The sequence below is a fragment of the Rugamonas sp. GW822-FHT03B10 genome, from assembly GCF_058801745.1.
The window spans coordinates 339,169-359,518 of the sequence record NZ_JBXANP010000003.1; the positions used below are offsets into that span (position 1 = coordinate 339,169).

The 20,350-nt window shown below is 64.0% G+C and carries 19 protein-coding genes and 2 tRNA genes; 6 read left to right on the top strand and 15 right to left on the bottom strand.

All coding sequences use genetic code 11. From position 1 onward, the window contains the following. Positions 1–110 precede the first annotated feature (110 nt). Positions 111–186: transfer RNA gene (locus AC1RQG_RS07485), tRNA-His, on the top strand. Positions 187–292: 106 nt separating this feature from the next. Further along, positions 293–365 (top strand) — tRNA-His (locus tag AC1RQG_RS07490). A 69-nt stretch (positions 366–434) separates the two neighbouring features. Here the strand turns inward: AC1RQG_RS07490 and AC1RQG_RS07495 are convergent. Beyond that, the gene (locus AC1RQG_RS07495; protein ID WP_493129864.1) at positions 435–1,397 is read right to left on the bottom strand and encodes a collagen-binding domain-containing protein; all 963 of its coding nucleotides are present in this window, start codon (positions 1,395–1,397) and stop codon (positions 435–437) included. 296 nt (positions 1,398–1,693) lie between these two features. Between AC1RQG_RS07495 and AC1RQG_RS07500 the strand changes: the two genes are divergently transcribed. After that, positions 1,694–2,143: a hypothetical protein gene (locus tag AC1RQG_RS07500; protein WP_493129866.1), complete on the top strand. Its 450-nt coding sequence runs from the start codon at positions 1,694–1,696 to the stop codon at positions 2,141–2,143. An 81-nt stretch (positions 2,144–2,224) separates the two neighbouring features. After that, positions 2,225–2,392, top strand: a complete 168-nt coding sequence (locus AC1RQG_RS07505) for a hypothetical protein (RefSeq protein WP_493129868.1) — start codon at positions 2,225–2,227, stop codon at positions 2,390–2,392. Positions 2,393–2,472: 80 nt separating this feature from the next. Here the strand turns inward: AC1RQG_RS07505 and AC1RQG_RS07510 are convergent, their stop codons facing one another. From AC1RQG_RS07510 to AC1RQG_RS07535, 6 genes are all read right to left on the bottom strand, one after another. Continuing rightward, on the bottom strand, positions 2,473–2,817 hold the full coding sequence (locus AC1RQG_RS07510) for a hypothetical protein (protein ID WP_493129870.1): 345 nt from the start codon (positions 2,815–2,817) through the stop codon (positions 2,473–2,475). Positions 2,818–2,972: 155 nt separating this feature from the next. Next, on the bottom strand, positions 2,973–3,320 hold the full coding sequence (locus AC1RQG_RS07515; RefSeq protein ID WP_493129871.1) for an energy transducer TonB: 348 nt from the start codon (positions 3,318–3,320) through the stop codon (positions 2,973–2,975). 63 nt (positions 3,321–3,383) lie between these two features. Beyond that, entirely contained in the window at positions 3,384–3,722 is a 339-nt protein-coding gene (locus AC1RQG_RS07520; protein ID WP_493129873.1) for an energy transducer TonB, read from the bottom strand. Positions 3,723–3,778: 56 nt separating this feature from the next. Continuing rightward, positions 3,779–5,515 (bottom strand): methyl-accepting chemotaxis protein, encoded by a 1,737-nt coding sequence (locus AC1RQG_RS07525; protein WP_493129875.1) that lies wholly within the window; start codon positions 5,513–5,515, stop codon positions 3,779–3,781. A gap of 324 nt (positions 5,516–5,839) precedes the next feature. After that, complete coding sequence (gene dusA, locus AC1RQG_RS07530; protein ID WP_493129877.1) at positions 5,840–6,865, bottom strand: tRNA dihydrouridine(20/20a) synthase DusA; 1,026 nt, start codon at positions 6,863–6,865, stop codon at positions 5,840–5,842. A 299-nt stretch (positions 6,866–7,164) separates the two neighbouring features. Further along, positions 7,165–7,626 carry an RrF2 family transcriptional regulator gene (locus AC1RQG_RS07535; RefSeq protein WP_493129879.1) on the bottom strand — a complete coding sequence of 154 codons (462 nt, stop codon included), beginning with the start codon at positions 7,624–7,626 and terminating at the stop codon, positions 7,165–7,167. Between the two features lie 259 nt (positions 7,627–7,885). Between AC1RQG_RS07535 and norV the strand changes: the two genes are divergently transcribed. After that, on the top strand, positions 7,886–9,289 hold the full coding sequence (gene norV / locus AC1RQG_RS07540; protein ID WP_493129881.1) for an anaerobic nitric oxide reductase flavorubredoxin: 1,404 nt from the start codon (positions 7,886–7,888) through the stop codon (positions 9,287–9,289). A 23-nt stretch (positions 9,290–9,312) separates the two neighbouring features. Continuing rightward, the gene (locus AC1RQG_RS07545; RefSeq protein ID WP_493129883.1) at positions 9,313–10,428 is read left to right on the top strand and encodes an FAD-dependent oxidoreductase; all 1,116 of its coding nucleotides are present in this window, start codon (positions 9,313–9,315) and stop codon (positions 10,426–10,428) included. Between the two features lie 38 nt (positions 10,429–10,466). Here the strand turns inward: AC1RQG_RS07545 and AC1RQG_RS07550 are convergent, their stop codons facing one another. The 8 genes from AC1RQG_RS07550 to rimP form a co-directional block, all read right to left on the bottom strand. Next, a complete protein-coding gene (locus AC1RQG_RS07550) occupies positions 10,467–11,123 on the bottom strand; it encodes a cytochrome P450 (protein WP_493129885.1) in 657 nt (218 codons plus the stop codon). Next, positions 11,074–11,622 carry a cytochrome P450 family protein gene (locus AC1RQG_RS07555; RefSeq protein ID WP_493129887.1) on the bottom strand — a complete coding sequence of 183 codons (549 nt, stop codon included), beginning with the start codon at positions 11,620–11,622 and terminating at the stop codon, positions 11,074–11,076. The genes AC1RQG_RS07550 and AC1RQG_RS07555 overlap by 50 nt, the downstream gene beginning before the upstream one ends. A gap of 258 nt (positions 11,623–11,880) precedes the next feature. After that, entirely contained in the window at positions 11,881–13,713 is a 1,833-nt protein-coding gene (gene typA / locus AC1RQG_RS07560; protein ID WP_493129889.1) for a translational GTPase TypA, read from the bottom strand. 165 nt (positions 13,714–13,878) lie between these two features. Then, on the bottom strand, positions 13,879–14,802 hold the full coding sequence (gene truB, locus AC1RQG_RS07565; protein ID WP_493129891.1) for a tRNA pseudouridine(55) synthase TruB: 924 nt from the start codon (positions 14,800–14,802) through the stop codon (positions 13,879–13,881). A 50-nt stretch (positions 14,803–14,852) separates the two neighbouring features. Beyond that, complete coding sequence (gene rbfA / locus AC1RQG_RS07570) at positions 14,853–15,281, bottom strand: 30S ribosome-binding factor RbfA (RefSeq protein WP_493129893.1); 429 nt, start codon at positions 15,279–15,281, stop codon at positions 14,853–14,855. 86 nt (positions 15,282–15,367) lie between these two features. After that, positions 15,368–18,211: a translation initiation factor IF-2 gene (infB, locus tag AC1RQG_RS07575; RefSeq protein ID WP_493129895.1), complete on the bottom strand. Its 2,844-nt coding sequence runs from the start codon at positions 18,209–18,211 to the stop codon at positions 15,368–15,370. Between the two features lie 46 nt (positions 18,212–18,257). After that, a complete protein-coding gene (nusA, locus tag AC1RQG_RS07580) occupies positions 18,258–19,823 on the bottom strand; it encodes a transcription termination factor NusA (RefSeq protein ID WP_493129897.1) in 1,566 nt (521 codons plus the stop codon). Beyond that, complete coding sequence (rimP, locus tag AC1RQG_RS07585) at positions 19,820–20,308, bottom strand: ribosome maturation factor RimP (RefSeq protein WP_493129899.1); 489 nt, start codon at positions 20,306–20,308, stop codon at positions 19,820–19,822. The genes nusA and rimP overlap by 4 nt, the downstream gene beginning before the upstream one ends. Positions 20,309–20,350: the final 42 nt, after the last annotated feature.

A 20,350-nucleotide genomic window follows, 5' to 3' on the forward strand; every position in this document is an offset into this window, starting at 1 on the left:
GGTCGGCGCCGGAAGTTGCCGATCTGTGCATTTAGATTTGCACGAATCAATATCGGCTTGTATAATTCGGCACCTGTCCCGCAAACACCGGGACAAACGTAAGACCAGTGGTGGCTGTAGCTCAGTTGGTAGAGTCCAGGATTGTGATTCCTGTTGTCGTGGGTTCGAGCCCCATCAGCCACCCCACCGGATTCGTCGTACGCATAAGGCCATAAGTTCAACCTTGTGGCTTTTTTGTTTCAGTAGGAACACCTGCTGTCGCGCCTGGCGCGGCGGCGGTAGCAAGTCAGTGGTGGCTGTAGCTCAGTTGGTAGAGTCCAGGATTGTGATTCCTGTTGTCGTGGGTTCGAGCCCCATCAGCCACCCCCAAGAATTCGCAGCAAACAAAAAAGCCACAAGCTCGCGCTTGTGGCTTTTTTTGTTTTCGTGCCGCCTCAGGCCCGGGCTTTGCGGCGGCGCATCAGCGCCACAGCGGCCAGGCCGGCTGCCAGCATGGCCCAGCTCGACGGTTCCGGCACCGGCGACGTCGGCAGCACGCCGGCGAACGTGCGGTCATGCAGTTCGCCATTGCCCACATAGTTGGCCGCGTACAGGAAACCATTCATGGCCGAGCCGGCGCTGACGGTGGAACCACCGGCCAGCACGGCGCCATACCAGCCGCGGAAATTCACGGCCGTGGTATCGACGAAGTTCCACACGAGGCGGTTGCCCATGTGCGAGTTGTCGTTGAAGTTGCCGTTGATGGTGAACGCCTTCGCGCCGTCGCCGCCGACCACGCCGTCATAGCGCACGTTGATGATGACGGTGCCGGCCGTGCCGCTGAAATTGATGTTGGCGGCCGAACCGAGCTGGCTGGTGGTCAGGTTGAACACCGAGGTGGACGCGGCGTTGCCGGTCAGGTTGAACGTGAAGTTGTTGGGGTCGGCCGCGTTCAGCACGCCGTTGGCGTTGGCCATGCCGGCCAGATGCGATTCCAGCGCGTTGAGCGGGGTGGAAAAATCGGCCATGGTGAAGGTCGGCACGCCATGCTGGATGCTGCCGCCGCCATTGAGGTTGAAGTGCCCGGCGTTGCTGGCGATGTAGTTGACGCTGCCGCCGTTGTCGACGTTGCCGCCGCCATTGGCGCGGATGGTGATGGCGTTCACGGCCGCATAGGCCGATGGCGTGTTGCTGGGGTTGTTGTAGAACGTGGCGCCCCTGACCAGGTTGTTGGCGACCAGCCGGCCTTCCACGTCGCTGGCGGTCGAGAAATTACCGGTGACCACGCTGTTGAACTGCGTCATGATCTGACCGGCCGTCAGGGTGTCGGCGTGGGCGGAAGCGGCGGCGAAGGCGGCAACGGCGCCGATGGCGAAAGTGTGCAATGCGCGCATGGTGGTGGGGGCAACGAGGGCCAATTAGTTATCCAGCGGACATTTTAAATCAAAAGCAATACAAATTATCAACTTGCAACTTGAAATGTTTTTATTTCATGCCACTGGCCGCGCCCGGCCGCGTCGCGGGGACGCGCGCGGGCAGAAAAAATGTCGCCTCATTTCCCGGCAGAACTAGTTTAACGCTACAATGAAGCGTCGCCGCGCACGCCCGTGCGGGGCACCGACGTAGCAGCAATCCGGGCCGAATCGCCGCCCCTGCACTCCATCAACACTGAACAGGAATGCCCCGCCGTCACAGGCAGGAGGCGCATGAGTATATGTCTGAAGAAATCATCTCCAAGGAAGTCACCACCTACGGCAAGGACACGCCCGTGGGCCGGCCCGATATCGACGGCCGCGCCGGCGTGTTCGTGCCCACCAGCGCGTTTGACCTGAGCAACACCACCACCATCCGCAAGGGCGCGGGCGTGGTGGGCTTTGGCAATCCGGACGGTTCGCTGACCGTCTACTTCGAGGCCAACCGCTTCGACGACAGCAGTCTGCACAAATGGGAAAACAAGGCCCGCAAGGCGTACGACCGCATGGTGATGAACGCGCCCACCGTGTCGAAGGCCAAGCTCGACGCCCGCATGCTCGAACAGGTCGGCACCATTGATGGCGCCGGCATCCACCTCAAACAGCCGGAACGGTTGCAGCAGTGGCTGGAACTGTCGAACGCGCTCGACACGGCGCCGGCCGGCCCCGTGGTGCTCTGGCGCACCAAGTAAGGGCCGCCTGCGCCATCGTCCTACAAACACGGGGACGATGGACCGATGGCGGTGCATGCGTTCATGCACTAGACTGAACGCATGAACATCCCACACCACATGCCATTGCACGTCCCGGAGGCAACGCTGGCGCAGTTGCGCCACGTCGGTTGGGGCGCATTCCTGCTGGGCCTGGCGGGCACGTCGGCGTACCTGCTGTGCTCGGAACTGGCGATGCTCGACAACGGCACGCTGTACATGCTGCCCTAGCCTTCCGGTAGCCGCGCATAACAAAAAGCCCGCCGCGCCAGCGAGGCGCAGCGGGCTTCGGCCTGTCCGCCGACGCCAGCTTAGCGGTGGCGGTAATGGCCGCGTCCACCCCAGCGATGGCCGCAACACCAATTGCCGAACATGAAGTCCAAGCCGATCGTCACGGGCGGGTAGTAATAAGACGGCGCGGGCGCCGCGTAGACCGGCGCCGCGTACACCGGCTGCGGCGCATAGACGGGCCCGGGCGCGTACACGGGCTCGCTGCTGTATTCCACCCGCGAGGCGCCTGCCGGCTCCACCGACACCGTATGCCACTGGTAGGGATCGACGGGCGCGGCGCGGCCGCCGTAATAGACGGGCGCCGGCGGCGCCACCGCGCAACCGCCCAAAGCCGCCAGTGCCAGCACTGCCAAAGTCGTTTTCATCGCATGTTCCTCCTTTTCGTACTATAGGGAAAATTGATGCCCGGCGCTGCGGATTTACAGCTTGTTACACCCGAAAACACAACGGAACAACAGGCGCGCCCATGAAAAAAACCGGCGCGCGGCCGGTTTGTTTCATGGGGATGCGGTGCGACGCCTCAGTCCAGCTTCCAGGCGTAATCAACCTTGGTCCAGGTCTCGGCCGGCGCGCCATCCTTGGTGCCCGGCTTGAACTTGCACGCGCTGATGGCCTTGATGGCCGCCTTGTCCAGCGTCTTGAACCCGCTTGATTTCTCCACCTTGGAGTCGGCCACCGTCCCGTCGGCCTTGACCAGGAACATCATCGACACCGTGCCCTGCTCCTCGTTCATCAGCGACGCCTTCGGATACTCTGCCCTGCAGTTCTTGGCGTCGAAACTGGCCGGCACCTCGCCCGCGTACGCCGCCGCCGTGCCCGACATGAGCACCATCGCAAAAACACTCAACCAACGCTTATTTGTAGACATCTGATTTCCCCAAGTGGCTAATTCTTGATCAAGTTGCTGGCGGCAGGGGCCGCGTGCGCGTTATTACAGTTTCCAGTCGTAGTCGACCTTGGTCCAGGTCTGGGCCACGGCGCCATCCTTGGTGCCGGGCTTGAACTTGCAGGCGGTGATGGCCTTGATGGCGGCCTTGTCCAGGTTCTTGTAGCCGCTCGATTTTTCGATCTTGGAATCGACCACCGTGCCATCGGCCGACACCAGGAACGCCATCGACACGTTGCCCTGCTCTTCATTCATCAGCGATGCCTTCGGGTATTCGGCGCGGCAATTCCTGGCGTCGAACGTGGCCGGCACTTCGCCCGCGAGGGCGGCGCCGGTGGCGGACAGGAGAATGGCTGCGATGATGCTGGTCGAAACTTTGTTCATATTGTCGTTATTCCCACTACGTTTATTGTTAATGACTGCTGGTGCAACCGAAGCGTTTAAAACTCTTCCCACTCGTCCGCCGGCTGGGCGGCGGCCGCGACCTTCTTCGGCTTGGCGGCGGGCGCGGCGGCCAGCTTGCGCACGGGCGCGGCCGGACGGGCCACGGCGGCCGGCTTGGCCACGACCACCGGCGGCGGCACATACGCCACGGGCGCCATGCGCTCCTCGCCTTCCACCAGTTTGAAGATGCTGACCACGCGCGCCAGTTCGGACGCCTGGTCCTGCAGGCTCTGGGCGGCGGCGGCGGCCTCCTCCACCAGCGCCGCGTTCTGCTGGGTCATGCTGTCCATCTCGATGATCGAGTGGTTGACCTGCTCGATGCCGGCGCTCTGTTCCTGGCTGGCGTTGGCGATCTCGCTCATGATGTCGGTCACGCGGCGCACCGAGGCGACCACCTCGTCCATCGTCACACCGGCCTGGCCCACCAGCTTGGTGCCGGCGCCCACTTTTTCCACCGAGTCGTCGATCAGCAGCTTGATTTCCTTGGCGGCGCCAGCCGAACGCTGGGCCAGGTTGCGCACTTCCGAGGCCACCACGGCGAAGCCGCGGCCCTGCTCGCCGGCGCGGGCCGCTTCCACGGCCGCGTTCAGCGCCAGGATGTTGGTCTGGAACGCGATGCCGTCGATCACGCCGATGATGTCCACGATCTTCTTGGCCGAGGCGTCGATCGAGCTCATGGTGTCGACCACTTGCGACACCACGGCGCCGCCCTTGATGGCCACGTCGGACGCGGTGGCGGCCAGCTGGTTCGCTTCGCGGGCGTTGTCGGCGTTCTGCTTCACGGTGGCGGTCAGCTCTTCCATCGCGGTGGCCGTCTTCTCCAGCGAGCTGGCCTGCATTTCCGTGCGCGACGACAGGTCGATGTTGCCGGCCGCGATCTCGCGCGACGCCGTGCCGATGGTCTCGGTGCCGTTGCGCACCTGGCCCACGATGTCGACCAGGCTGTCGCGCATCTCCTTCATCTCGGCCAGCAGACTGTCCTGGTCGCGGTGGTCGGTGTCGATCATCACCGACAGGTCGCCCTTGGCGATGCTGCCGGCGATGCTGGCCGTGTAGTCGGGCTCGCCGCCCAGTTGCTTGAGCAGGCCGCGCGTGATGACGATGGCGGCCAGCACGCTGATGGCCACGGCCAGGGCGCCGAGCACGATCATGAAGGTGCGGGCGCTGGAGAAGCCGGTGGCGGCGTCGGCCTGCACCTGGGTGTTCAGCTTGTCTTCAAGCGCGGTCAGCTGGTCGAGGGCGGCCATCCACTTCTTCTGCACCGGACGGATTTCCTTGATCATCACCTTGGTCGCATCCTCGGCCTTGTTAGCCAGCCACAGCTCGGAGGCCTTGGCGATGGCGGGCATGGCGGCCGCCTCGAATTCCTTGACCTGGCCCAGCAGGGCTTTTTCCTCGGGCGTCGATTCCGTGGCGAACTGGGCGCTCAGTTTCTTCTCCGCCTCGCCGTATTTGGCGGCCAGATCCTTGACGCGGTTCATTTCCGGTTCCAGATCCGAGCCTTCGGGCATCAGGGTCAGGATGCGCAGCGCCGTGATGCGGTCGCTGACGTTGGCGCGCATCTCGATCACCAGCCGGGTGACGACGTTATTGACGCCCACCACATGGTCCAGGCGGTCCTGGATCTGCGCCATGCGGCCGATGCCGACGGCGGTCACGGCGACCAGGAACAGCAGCACCAAGGCGAACCCGAGACCCAGACGCGTCCCAACTTTCATTTTTGCTAAATTCATTTCGTCTCTTCGTAAGTGACACTATTGATAAGAATTTGCCCTGGAAGCCAGGCGTTGTGCGCTTGGCGATCCACCTGGCCCGTGCTGCTAAGGCGTGCGACAGTAGCAAACAATGACTGCGAATGCAAAACGCGCGGCTCCACCAGCAGCGCGCATGTCCTGAAGTGCAATACACACACGGAAATAGGTGGATTTGTGTGAGTATTTGGGAATTATAGATGTGAAATTTGCCTCAAAGCAAGCAAAACCTGCCTCAATTTTACGCAAGCGAACTTTCTGCGCGGAAATTGAGTTGCTGCCGATAATTACACGGCGAAAGCCGGCTTACGGCGTGGAATGACGCAGCCGGGCGGCCGCTTCGAGCAGTAAACGTGGGTCGCCGGCGGCCAGTTTTTTCGAGTCCGACAGGGTCTGGCGGAAGCTTTTGGCGCCGGGCAAACCCTGCATCAAACCGAGCATGTGGCGGGTGATGGAATTGAGTTTGAGGCCGCGCCCGCCCTCGTGTTTGAGCTGCGCCTCGATGTAGGGCACCATGGCCGCCAGCACCTGTTCGCGCGTGGGACGCTCGGCCGTGTCGCCGTAGTAGCGCTGGTCGAAACCGGCCATCATGAACGGGTTATGGTAAGCCTCGCGGCCCAGCATCACGCCGTCCACGTGCTGCAGATGCAGGTCGATCTCGGCCTCGGTCTTGATGCCGCCGTTGATCAGGATCTCGAACTCGGGGAAGTCGCGCTTGAGCTGGTAGGCGTACTCGTACTTGAGCGGGGGGATCTCGCGGTTTTCCTTGGGCGACAAGCCCTTCAGGATGGCGTTGCGGGCGTGCACGATGAAGGTGCGGCAACCGGCGTCGGCCACCGTGCCGACGAAGTCGCGCACGAAATCGTAGCTCTCGGTCTGGTCGATGCCGATCCGGTGCTTGACGGTCACGTCGATGGTGACGGCGTCGCGCATGGCCTTCACGCAATCGGCCACCAGTTGCGGCTCGGCCATCAGGCAGGCGCCGAACGCCCCCTTCTGCACCCGTTCCGACGGGCAGCCGCAGTTGAGGTTGATCTCGTCGTAGCCCCAGTCCTGGCCCTTCTTCGCGCTCACGGCCAGATCGGCCGGATCGCTGCCGCCCAGTTGCAGGGCGACCGGATGCTCCTCCTCGCTGAAGCGCAGGTGGCGCTCGACGTCGCCGTACACCAGCGCGCCCGTGGTCACCATCTCCGTGTACAGCCACGTGTGGCGCGTGATCTGGCGGTGGAACACGCGGCAATGGCGGTCGGTCCAGTCCATCATCGGGGCGACGCTGATACGGCGGCCGCCGGTGACGCTGGGGTGCTGGACATTTTCCACTGCGGAGGGCATTTCTTGTTGCATCGGCTTATCACGGTAATAAGGGTCAATCACCTCACGTCCCATCGCGGCGCGCGGGCTTCGGTGACATGGGTCGGAAGGCAATGGCGCGCGGTGACGGCGCAAGGACTTGCGAGCGGCAATCCGGACTTTCCCCACTCAAGGGGCGGCCACCGCATGGATGGCCACGAACGAGATGAACCTGCCGGCGGTTCAGCGCCGGAAGGTGCGTATCATATCAAAAATGCGGCCGGCCAACCGGATCGGCATCCTTTTCCGCCACATTGCCGCCGGTCCGGGTCCGCGTCCGGTCACGGCGTATCGGGCTTGATTTCCCGGATCTGGATGCCCAGCGCCCGCCCCACGCCGGCCGGCTGCCCCAGCAGATCGGCCAGCGTATGGCGTGACAGTTCATTGTAGAACGCCTCCTGGGCGCCATGCAGCACATGCATGAAGCTGCACACGGCCGTGATCCGGCACCGGGAGTGTTGCTGGTCAAAACATTCCACCAGGACGTTATCGGCCTCGGCCGCCCGCACCAGCTTGCCGAGGTTGATGCGCGCGGGCGCGTCGGTCAGGCGCACGCCGCCGCCCTTGCCGCGCACCGTCACCAGATAGCCGTGGTGGCCGAGAAAGAACACGACCTTGGTCAGATGGCTGGCGGAAATGTCGTACGCATGGGCGATCTCGTTGATCGTCACGAGGCGCTCGCCCGCGAGCGCGCTGTACATCATCACGCGCAGGCAGTAGTCGGTAAAAGTCGTCAGTCGCACGGTCAGGCCATTTCCATGGGGGCGTTCACTCAAGCGGGCCTGCGGTGGGGCCAATCGCCCATTTTAACCTGATGACAACGGCCCGGCAGCCGTGGCAGCCACGATTCCGATGGCCGCCGGCAGCATAGTTGCCTTGAAAACCATGGGCTCTTGATCTGGCTCAATTTATCCAGCGGCGAATCATAAGATTCATTTACTATGAATGTTATAGCCTATAAGATTCATTTCACATGAATCTTAACCACAAGGAACGCTCCACATGGCTTTCACCGTAAAGAACAACATCCGCTGGGTAGGCAAACAAGACTGGGAATTGCGCGAATTCCACGGCAGCGAATACAGCACCCACCGCGGTTCCAGCTACAACAGCTATCTCGTCAAAGAAGAAAAAACCGTCCTGATCGACACCGTCTGGGCGCCCTACGCCGAGGAATTCGTCGCCAACCTGGCCAAGGAGGTGGACCTGGGCACGATCGACTACATCATCGCCAACCACGGCGAAGTCGACCACAGCGGCGCCCTGCCGGCGCTGATGGCGCGCATCCCCGGCACGCCGATCTACTGCACCGCCAACGGCGCCAAATCGCTGCGCGGCCACTACCACCAGGATTGGAATTTCCGCATCGTCAAGACCGGCGACAGCCTGGACCTTGGCAACGGCAAACAACTGGTCTTCGTCGAAATGCCGATGCTGCACTGGCCCGACAGCATGGCCACCTATCTGACCGAGGACGCCGTGCTGTTCAGCAACGACGCCTTCGGCCAGCACTATGCGAGCGCCCAGATGTTCAACGACCAGTGCGACCCGGTCGAACTGCAGGAGGAATGCATCAAGTATTACGCCAACATCCTCACCCCGTTCAGCCCGCTGGTCACCCAGAAAATTCACGAGGTGCTGGAGTTGAACCTGCCGATCGACATGATCGCCACCAGCCACGGCATCATCTGGCGCGACAACCCCACGCAGATCGTCGAGCAGTACCTGAAATGGGCCGACAATTACCAGGAGAACCAGATCACCCTGGTCTACGACACCATGTGGAACGGCACCCGCATGATGGCCGAAGCCATCGCCGAAGGCATACGGCAGGCCGACCAGCAGGTCGTGATCAAACTGTTCAACCTGTCCAACAGCGACAAGAACGACGTGCTCACCCACGTGTTCAAATCCAAGGCCATCCTGGTCGGCAGCCCGACCGTCAACAACGTGATGTTGCCGCACGTGGCGGCGCTGCTGGAGGAGATGACGGGCTTGCGATTCAAGAACAAGGCGGCGGCCGCCTTCGGCACCCACGGCTGGAGCGGCGGCGCCGTGGAGCGCATCGCCAAGCGGCTCGACGATGCCGGCTTCCGCGTGCTCAACGCGGGCATCAGCGCCGAATGGCGCCCCACCGACGACGCCCTGGCCCAGGGCGTGCGCTTCGGCGTGGCGCTGATCGGACAACTGGGCAGGACCGGGGCGGACGCGCTCGACGCGGCCCCCGCGTCCGATGCGTGCGGGTGCGACGGCAAGATGCGCTGCAAGACCTGCTCCTGGATCTACGACCCGCAACAGGGCGAGGCCGCCCAGGGCGTGGCCGTCGGCACCGCCTGGCAGGATGTGCCCGACACCTTCCTGTGCCCCGTGTGTTTCATGGGCAAAACCGACTTCGTCCCCGCCTGACCCACCACGCCGGAAGAACAACCATGAACAAACCCCTTGTCATCATCGGCAGCGGCCATGCCGGCTACACGCTGGCCCGCGCGTTCCGCCAACACGACACCACCACGCCCGTCATCGTCCTCACCGAGGATGGCGGCGAGCACTATGCCAAGCCGCAGCTCAGCCATGGCTTCAGCCTGCAGGCCAGCGCCGCGCAACTGGTGCAGAAGACCGCCACCGACTTGGCGGCCGAGCTGAAAATCATGGTGCGCGCGCGCACCCGGGTCGCCGCCGTCGACTTCGCCGCCCAGACCGTGCTGGTCGGGGAGCGGCAGATACCGTACCGCGACCTGGTCCTGGCCGTCGGCGCGGCGCCGTTCGTGCCGCCCATCGCGGGCGATGGCGCGGCCGACATCCTGACCTTGAACAACCTGGAGCAATACCGGCGCTATATCGACCGTATCCATGGCAGCGAACGGATACTGGTGATCGGCGGCGGCCTGATCGGCACGGAGATCGCGCACGACCTGTCCACCCGCAAGCAGGTCACGGTGGTCGACATGGGCGCGCGCCTGCTCGAGCGGCTGGTGCCGCAGGTGGTCAGCGAGCGCCTGCACCACGCCTTGCACCCGATCACCTTCTGCTTCGGCACCAGCGTGCAACGCATCGACCGGGCGGGCCAGGCATACCGCGTGACCCTGGCCGACGGCGCCGCGCACACGGTCGATGCCGTCATCTGCGCCGCCGGGCTGACGCCACGCACCGAGCTGGCGCGTGGATTGAAGACGGGGCGCGGCATCGTCGTCGACGCCTGCCTGCGCGCATCGCACGCGCACGTGTATGCGCTCGGCGATTGCGCCGAGATCGAGGGCCAGATCCTGCCCTTCCTGCAACCGATCACGCTGTCGGCGCAGGCCCTGGCCCGCACGCTGGCCGGTCAGCCGACGCCGGTGCGGTTCGGCCCGCTGCCGGTCGCCGTCAAGACCCCGCGCTATCCGATCCAGCTGGCCGGGATGACCCACGACTGCACGCTGGCGTGGCAGATCGACGAGGGGAAGGATGGTTTGACGGCGCTCGCCCATCGCGACAGCCAGCTGGTCGGCTATGTGACCACGGGCACGCGCAACGGCTTCAGTCTGTTGTCGAGCTTGCCGCGATAAGGCGGGTCGCGCGCCCGGCCATCGAACGCGGTGGCCGCTCAGTCTATCCAGAGCGGCAATGTGGCGAACCCGCTGGCCGGATACACGGCCCGTACCGGCGCCTTGCCGGCGACCGGTGCCAGCCAGCGCGTGTGCTTGAGCAGCGCTTCCATCACCACGCGCAACTCCATCCTGGCCAGCGGCGCGCCGGGACAGACATGGATGCCGGCGCCATAGAGCAGGTTGTCGGCCGGATCGCGGTCCAGCCGGAACGCGTCGGGATCGCCGAACACGGCTTCGTCCCGGTTCGCCGAGGCCCACATCAACGTGATGCGCTCGCCGGCGCCCAGCTGCTTGCCGCAGATGTTGACCGGCTTGCGCGTGATCCGGCGGTTGGCGATCAGGGGCGCGTGCATGCGCAGGATCTCGTCGATCGCCGCCGGCAGCAACGACCCGTCGGCCCGCAGCCGCCGCTGGATCTCCGGTTGCGCCGCCAGATAGTGGGCCAGGATGCCCACGCAGGCGGATATCGTCCCCAGCTCCCCCACGGTCCAGTTGCGCAGGATGCTGACGATCTCCTCGTCGCTCAGCGGGCGATCGCCCGCCCGGTCGCGCAGCAGCCGGGTGGTCAGATCGTCGGGCGCGCCGTCCCCGGCCGCGCGGCGCTCATCCAGCAGCCCCTTGATGTAGCCGTCGAATTTCGAGGGCGACATCATCCAGGGCCGCCCGGTCCCGCGACAGCGTGGCCGCCTGGTTCTTCAAGGTCCAGAGGCGCAGCGGCTCATGCAGCCGTGCCGGCCAGCCCAGGAACGCGCACTGGATCTGCAGTGAAAACGGCTGGGCCAGCGCCGCGCCCAACTCCGTTTCGCCGCCCCGCGGCAAGCGCGTCACCAGCTGCGTGCTGATGGCGCGGCACGCGGGTTCGAAGGCGCGCATGCGCTCCGGGCTGAAATAGGATTCGATCATGCGCCGGTATGGCGTATGCTCGGGCGGGTCCATGCCATTGGGGACCGACAGGTGGCGGGAGACGGCGCTGCCGAACGTGTCATGGTCCAGCAGAACCCGCAGCACATCCTCATGCCGGAACAAGGACCAATGCAGATAGTCGCTATGGGCGACCGGGCAACGTTGGCGCATCGCATCGTACGCGGCGATCTGATCGTCCAACACGGCTTCGGATCTCGGTTGCCAGTCTGTTCCGGGTTTGTCGTCCACAATCATCACCTTTCAGGGGAAAGCATGCGTCATCGAACCATCGTCACCGCGATGCGACGCGATTCGATTCCATGCATCAATAAGCATACTACAAAATACCTCTTTAATGGCGATCAATCGCGCCCCGGCAAACCGCCAGCGCCGACGCGCGCTGCGGGCCGGAAAAAAAAACAAACCCGCTGGGCCCGCATGAATTTCATGCGGACACAGCGGGCCGGGTCCGCGCGCCGGGCGGCGCGCGGAGTCAGACAGCGGCGATTACGCTTCGCGCGCGGCCTTCTTGCGCTCGTGCTCTTTCAGGAAGCGCTTGCGCAGACGGATCGATTTCGGCGTGATCTCGACCAGCTCGTCGTCGTCGATGAATTCCACGGCGTATTCGAGCGACATCTGGACCGGCGGCACCAGGCGCACGGCCTCGTCGGTGCCGGACGAACGCACGTTGGTCAGCTGCTTGCCCTTGATCGGGTTCACCACCAGGTCGTTGTCGCGCGAGTGGATGCCGATGATCATGCCTTCGTACACGGGGTCGTTGTGGACCACGAACATGCGGCCGCGATCCTGCAGTTTCCAGATCGCGTAGGCCACGGCGGCGCCGTCGTCCTGCGAGATCAGCACGCCGTTGCGGCGGCCGCCCAGCTCGCCCTTCGAGTTGTCCACCGGAGCGTACTCGTCGAAGATGTGCGACATCAGGCCGGTGCCACGGGTCAGGGTCATGAACTCGGACTGGAAGCCGATCAGGCCACGGGCCGGGATGCGGTATTCCAGGCGCACGCGGCCCTTGGCATCCGATTCCATGTTCTGCAGGTCGCCGCGACGACGGCCCAGTTCTTCCATCACGCCGCCCTGGTTCGCTTCTTCCACGTCCACGGTCAGCAGTTCGTACGGCTCATGGCGCACGCCGTCGACCATCTTGAACACCACGCGCGGACGCGACACGGCCAGCTCGAAGCCTTCGCGGCGCATGTTTTCGATCAGGATGGTCAGGTGCAGCTCGCCGCGGCCCGACACTTCGAAGATGGTGTCGTCGTCGGTCGGCGCCACGCGCAGGGCCACGTTGGCCTTCAGTTCCTTGTCCAGGCGGTCGCGCAGCTGGCGGCTAGTGACGAACTTGCCTTCGCGGCCGGCCAGCGGCGAGTTGTTGACCATGAAGTTCATGGTCAGGGTAGGCTCGTCGACGGTCAGCATCGGCAGCGCTTCCGGGGTGTCCGGCGCGCACACGGTCGAGCCGATGCCGATTTCTTCGATACCGTTGATCAGCACGATGTCGCCGGCGACGGCTTCATCGACCAGCACGCGCTCCAGGCCCTTGAAGTTCAGCACCTGGTTGATGCGGCCCTTGATCGGGGTCGAGTCGGGACCGTTCAGCACGATCACGTCCTGGCCGGTCTTGACGCGGCCACGGTTGATGCGGCCGATGCCGATCTTGCCCACGTAGGACGAGTAGTCGAGCGAGGTGATCTGCATCTGCAGCGGACCGTCGGGATTGTCGTCGCGCACGGGCACGTGCTTGAGGATGGCTTCGAACAGCGGCTTCATGTCGCCTTCGCGCACGGTGTCGTCCAGCGAGGCGTAGCCGTTCAGGGCCGAGGCGTACACCACGGGGAAGTCCAGCTGCTCGTCGGTCGCGCCCAGCTTGTCGAACAGTTCGAAGGTGGCGTTGATGGCCCAGTCAGGACGGGCGCCCGGACGGTCGATCTTGTTGACCACGACGATGGGCTTCAGACCCAGGGCCAGCGCCTTGCGGGTCACGAAGCGGGTCTGTGGCATCGGGCCTTCCTGGGCATCGACCAGCAGCAGCACGGAGTCGACCATCGACAGCACGCGCTCCACTTCGCCGCCGAAGTCGGCGTGGCCGGGGGTGTCGACGATGTTGATGTGGGTGCCTTCGTACTCGACGGCGCAGTTCTTCGACAGAATCGTGATGCCGCGTTCTTTTTCGAGGTCGTTCGAGTCCATGACGCGGGTTTCAACTTGCTGGTTCTCACGGAAGGTACCGGACTGGCGCAGCAGTTTGTCGACCAGGGTGGTTTTACCGTGGTCAACGTGGGCGATGATGGCGATATTGCGAATTGCGCGTTTTGTAGTAGACATGGTCGTTATATTTGCTGAAAAACTGCGGGGGCGTACGGAGGTGTACGAGGCGTTACAGTGCTTGCCAATTTCTGGAACCGCGTAGTATAGCATGGTGCGTTGCAACTCTCCTTGAAATTCCTAATATTTTCAACGAGTTGCTGTGCCACGCGGGGCCGGGGTGATTCAGGTGTGGGCGGTGGCGATCAGCCGCTCGGGCGCCAGGATGCTGTAGTCGCCCAGCTGGGCCGTGCCCAGCAGCTTGCCGTCGAGGTAGACGCGCACGCGGCCCGGTTCGGCCGGCACGGTCACGTCCTCCTTGCCCAGCGCGAGCCGCTGGCCTTGCAGGAAGCGCTTGGCCAGCTCGGCGTTCAACTGCACCGCCGGGAAACTCGACAGCAGCGCATCGACCGGCGCCAGCAGGCTGCGCGGGTCGGGATGGGCCAGCAGCGCCTCCAGCGTGATCATGCCGTCGGCCGTCAGCGCACCCACGCCGGTGCGGCGCAGCGCGTTCAGGTGGGCGCCGCAACCGAGCGCCTCGCCGATGTCCTGGCCCAGCACGCGGATGTAGGTGCCCTTGCTGCAGGTGACGGACAGCGTGAGGAACGGCGCCTCGTAGCTGATCAGTTCGAGCTTGTGGATGACGACGTTGCGCGCCTCGCGTTCGAGCGTGATGCCGGCGCGCGCGTATTCGTACAGCGGCTTGCCGTCGCGCTTCAGGGCCGAGTACATGGGCGGCACTTGCGCGATGGGGCCGCGGAAGCGGGCCAGCACGGACTCGATCTGTTCCAGCGTCACGTCCACGGCGCGCGTGTCGACCACCTCGCCTTCGGTGTCGCCGGTGTCGGTGGTCTGGCCCAGGTGGACCACGGTGTCATAGGTCTTGTCCGCTTCGAGCAAGTCCTGCGAGAACTTGGTCGCCTCGCCGAAGCACAGCGGCAGCAGGCCGGTGGCGAACGGGTCGAGCGTGCCGGTGTGGCCGGCCTTCTTGGCGTTGAGCACGCGCTTGGCCTTGATCAGCGCGTCGTTGCTGGAGAAGCCGACCGGCTTGTCGAGCAGCAGCACGCCGTCGACCAGGTCGCGGACTTTCTTGGGATGGTTTTGCTTCATGGTGATGGCGGCGGCGCGGCGGGCGGGCGCATGCTGCGCCCTGCCCGTCCTTATTGCGCGTCCTCGTCCTTCTGGCCTTGTCCGCTCTGCTGGCTCTGCTCGTCGTCGAGCGAGCGGGTGGCGTTGGCCTGGTCGATCAGGGCCGACAGTTCCATGCCGCGCGCGGTCGACTGGTCGTGCACGAAGTGCAGCTGCGGCAGGGTGTGGATGTGCAGGCGCTTGCCGAGCTGGCCGCGCATGTAGCCGGACGCCTTGTCCAGGCCGGCGATGGTGTTCTGCACGGCTTCCTTGCTGTCCTTCAGCATGGTGAAGAAGATCTTGGCGTGCGCGTAGTCGGGCGTGAGCTGCACTTCCGTCAGCGTGATCATGCCCACGCGCGGGTCTTTCAATTCGAACGCGATGATTTCGGACAGGTCGCGCTGGATCTGGTCCGCCACGCGCTGGCCGCGCTGTGGAATGGTTTTGCTATGTTTTGCCATGATTCGGTACTGCCTTCCTAAAACGGCAAGTGGACGGAGGCGCTGCGCCCCCGTCCACTTGCCTGGTATCGCCGGTGCGTTGTGGATTACAGCGTACGCGCGATTTCCTGTACTTCAAACACTTCCAGCGAGTCGCCCACCTGGATGTCGTTGTAGTTCTTCAACGACAGGCCGCACTCGAGGCCGGCGCGCACTTCCTTCGCGTCGTCCTTGAAGCGTTTGAGCGAGTCGATCTCGCCCGACCACACCACGATGTTGTTGCGCAGCAGGCGTACCGAGGAGGTGCGCTTGACCACGCCGTCGGTGACCAGACAGCCGGCGATGGCGCCCACTTTCGACACCAGGATGACCTGGCGGATCTCGACCTGGCCGATGACGGTCTCGCGCTTCTCCGGTGCCAGCATGCCCGACAGCGCCGACTTCACGTCGTCGATCGCATCGTAGATGATGTTGTAGTAACGGATGTCCACGCCGTTCGACTCGGCCAGCTTGCGGGCCTGGGCGTCGGCACGGGCGTTGAAGCCGATGATGACTGCCTTCGAGGCCACGGCCAGGTTGACGTCCGATTCCGTGATGCCGCCGACGGCCGCGTGCACCACCTGCACCCGCACTTCCGAGGTCGACAGTTTCTGCAACGAGCTGACCAGCGCTTCCTGCGAACCCTGCACGTCGGTCTTGATGATCATCGGCAGGTTCTTCACTTCGCCTTCGGCCATCTGGTCGAACATGTTCTCCAGCTTGGCGGCCTGCTGCTTGGCCAGCTTGACGTCGCGGAACTTACCTTGACGGAACAGACCGATTTCACGCGCCTTGCGCTCGTCGGCCATGACCATCACTTCCTCGCCGGCTTGCGGCACTTCCGTCAGGCCCTGGATCTCGACCGGGATCGATGGACCGGCTTCCGAGATCGGCTTGCCGTTCTCGTCCAGCATGGCGCGCACACGGCCATACGAGGAGCCGGCCAGGATCACGTCGCCGCGCTTCAGGGTACCGGACTGCACCAGGATGGTGGCGACCGGGCCCTTGCCCTTGTCCAGGCGGCCTTCGACCACCAGGCCACGGGCCGGCGCGTCGACCGGCGCTTTCAGTTCCAGCACTTCGGCCTGCAGCAGCACTTGTTCCAGCAGGGCGTCGATGCCCTGGCCGGTCTTGGCCGACACCGGCACGAACGGCGATTCGCCGCCGTATTCTTCCGGCACCACCTGCTCGGCCACCAGTTCCTGGGTGACGCGGTCCACGTTGCCGCCCGGTTTGTCGATCTTGTTGATCGCCACCACCAGCGGCACGCCGGCCGCCTTGGCGTGGGCGATCGCTTCCTTGGTCTGCGGCATCACGCCGTCGTCCGCCGCCACCACCAGGATGACGATGTCGGTCGCCTTGGCGCCACGGGCACGCATGGCCGTGAAGGCCTCGTGACCCGGGGTGTCGAGGAAGGTGATGATGCCGCGCGGGGTTTCCACGTGGTAGGCACCGATGTGCTGCGTAATGCCGCCGGCTTCGCCCGACGCCACTTTGGCGCGGCGGATGTAGTCCAGCAGCGAGGTCTTACCGTGGTCGACGTGACCCATGACGGTCACCACCGGCGCGCGCGGGATGGCTTCGAAGTGGGCGTGTTCACCCTGGTCGGCCAGCAGCGCTTCCGGATCGTCCTGCTCGGCGGCGTAGGCCTTGTGGCCCATTTCCTCGACCAGAATCATGGCCGTTTCCTGATCCAGCACCTGGTTGATGGTGCACATCTGGCCCAGCTTCATCAGCTGCTTGATGACCTCGGATGCCTTGACCGACATCTTGTGCGCCAGTTCGGCCACGGTGATGGTTTCAGGCACGTACACGTCCTTGACCACGGCTTCCGTCGGCGCCTGGAAGTTGCTTTCGCGCTCTTCCGAATGGCTGCCACGGCGACCGCCGCCCTTGCCGCCGCTGCGCCATGCGTCGCGGCCGGTTGGGGCATTGCCACGGCCCTTGGCCGCGCCAGGGGCGCCGCGCTTCTTGGCGTCGTCCTGCCAGGTCGAGGACACGTTGGCCGACTTGATCGACTTCTTGTCCGCCGTGACCGGCTTCTTGTCGTCCTTCTTCTCGCCAGGCTTCTTGTCGGCGGGCTTGTGCAGCGTGCCTTCAGGCGCCTTGGCCTTGACCGGGGCCGGTGCCGGCTCCGGCGCCTTGATGGCGCGACGCGGCGCGTTCATCATGGCCTTGATCTGTGCCACTTCGTCGGCCACGGCCTTGCGGGCGCGCTCGGTGGCGGCCGCTTTCTCGGCCGCTTCCTTGGCGGCGTCCGCCTTCTTCTTGGCTTCCTCGGCGGCGGCGGCGGCTTTCTTCTCCTCGTCGGCGGCGTTGGCCACCGGGGCGGCGGCGCCCGCCGCGGCAGCGGCGGCGGCCTTGGCGGCGGCCTGCTTGGCTTCCGCTTCGGCCTGTTTCTTCGCTTCCGCCTCGGCGGCGGCCGTCGCTTTCGCTTGGGCTTCCTTCTCCGCGTCCAGCTTGGCCAGCGCTTCCTGCTTCTCGCGCAGCTCCGCTTCCTGGCGCGCGATCAGTTCAGCCTGCTTACGGACTTCCTCTTCACGGCGCGCCACTTCGGCGGCGTCGATCACGGGCGCGGCGGGCGCGGCGGCCGGCGGCGGCGCGATGTCGTCGCGCTGCACGAAGGTGCGCACCTTCTTGACGGCGACCTGGATCGTGCGCGACTTGCCAGTGGCGTCGGCCTGCTTGATCTCGGTGGTTTCCTTGCGCGTCAGCGTGATCTTTTTCTTCTCGGTGTCAGCCGCTGCGCCGTGGGTGCGGCGCAGGTGATCCAGCAACTTATCCTTATCATCTTTCGACAATGGATCTGACGTCGAACTTTTCTCGACGCCGGCAGAACGCAGCTGCGTCAGCAGCAAATCTGCAGGCATCTTCAGTTCGGTGGCAAATTGGGCTACGTTGTTACTCGCCATTCAGTCCTCTTTTCTATGTGTCGCGGAGATGATAAAGATACTCAAATTAAGCCTTTGCGGATTCGGCAAGACTCCAGGCCTTGGCTTGCAGCGCCTTGGCACGGTCGTCGTACTTCGAGTCAACCAACTTCATCTCATCGTCGGTCACATCTTCAAATTCACTCTTAATCAATTCTCGTGCACGGTCGGACGACAACGCCAGGATGGCGCCGAATTCGTCGTAGGCCAGTGCGGCAAAAGCTTCCACGGTCTTGATACCAGCCAGACCCAGCTTGCCGGCGGTGATGCGGTCCATGCCTTCCAGACCGACCAGCGCCTCGTCCATGCCTTCCAGGCCTTCTTCCGAGGCGATCGCCTCGGTCACCAGCGCGTCGCGGGCGCGGGTCCGGAGTTCATTGACGGTATCCTCGTCGAACGATTCGATTTCCAGCATTTCGGAGATCGGCACGTAGGCGATTTCTTCCAGGCTGGCGAACCCTTCTTCCACCAGGATGTCGGCCACTTCCTGGTCGACGTCGAGCTTCTCCATGAACAGCGCGCGCACGGCGGCCGTTTCCTGGGCGGCTTTGTCGGCCGATTCCTCGGCCGTCATGATGTTGATCTTCCAGCCCGTCAGGTCGGACGCCAGGCGCACGTTCTGGCCCGAGCGGCCGATGGCGATGGCCAGGTTTTCCTCGTCCACCACCACGTCCATGGCGTGCTTTTCTTCATCGACCATGATCGACGACACATTGGCCGGGGCCAGCGCGCCGATCACGAACTGGGCCGGATCCTCCGACCACAGCACGATGTCCACGCGCTCGCCGCCCAGCTCGCCGGTCACGGCCTGCACGCGCGAACCGCGCATGCCCACGCAGGTGCCGATCGGGTCGATGCGCTTGTCGGCCGTGTAGACGGCGATCTTGGCGCGCACGCCGGCGTCGCGGGCGGCCGATTTAATCTCCAGCATGCCCTGTTCGATTTCCGGCACTTCCAGCTCGAACAGCTTCATGATGAATTCCGGCGCCGTGCGCGACAGGATCACCTGCGGGCCGCGCATGTTGCGGTCGATGCGCAGGATGTAGGCACGCACGCGGTCGCCGATACGCAGATTTTCCTTCGGGATCATCTGGTCGCGCGGCAGGCGCGCTTCGATCTTGCCCGATTCGACGATGGCGTCGCCGCGTTCCATGCGCTTGATGGTGCCGGTCACGAGCGAGTCGCCGCGCTCCAGGAAGTCCACCAGGATCTGTTCACGCTCGGCGTCGCGCACGCGCTGCAGCACCACTTGCTTGGTGTCCTGCGCGAAACGGCGGCCGAATTCCACGGACTCGATCGGTTCTTCGATGTGGTCGTCCACTTCGATGTCGGGGATCTGTTCCTTCGCTTCGAACAGCAGGATTTCCTGATCCGGCAGCTGCAGGCCAGCTTCATCCGGCACCACGTGCCAGCGGCGGAAGGACTCGAACTCACCCGACTCGCGGTCGATCGAAACGCGGATATCGACTTCACCTTCATAGCGTTTCTTCGTGGCTTGCGCCAACGCGAATTCCAGCGCGCCGAAAACCACTTCCTTATCGACGTTTTTTTCACGCGCCAGCGCGTCTACCAATAACAAAACTTCGCGACTCATGCTTTGCGTCCCTTAAAATCCACCTTTGGCACCAAGCGTGCCTTATCCACATCGGCGAGCGTAAACTCCAACAACGCCGGACCTTCTGTACCTTCAAATTCCAACGACAATTTCTCGCCCTGGGGTTCCTGCAGAACGCCCTGGAACGTGCGCCGGTTGTTCGTGCCCGGCATGGCCACGCGCAGCTTGACACTGACTTCGCAGCCAGCAAAGCGCCCGTAATCGGCCAGTTTGCGCAGCGGGCGATCGAGGCCCGGCGACGAGATTTCCAAACGTTCGTAGTTAACGTTCTCGACCGTCAACACGTGCGACAACTGGTGGCTCACCGTGGCACAATCCTCCACGGTGATCGGGCCCTTTTCGGCCGCATCTTCCGCCGAGAAATCGATATACACGCGCAACAGTCCACGCTCGGCCCGTTCGACATCAACCAGCTCATAGCCCAGACCGGCAACGGTCTTTTCAATTAATTCCGGCAGCTGCAAGAAATTCTCCAGATAAAAGTCCGTTTCTGCTCTGAAAAACGG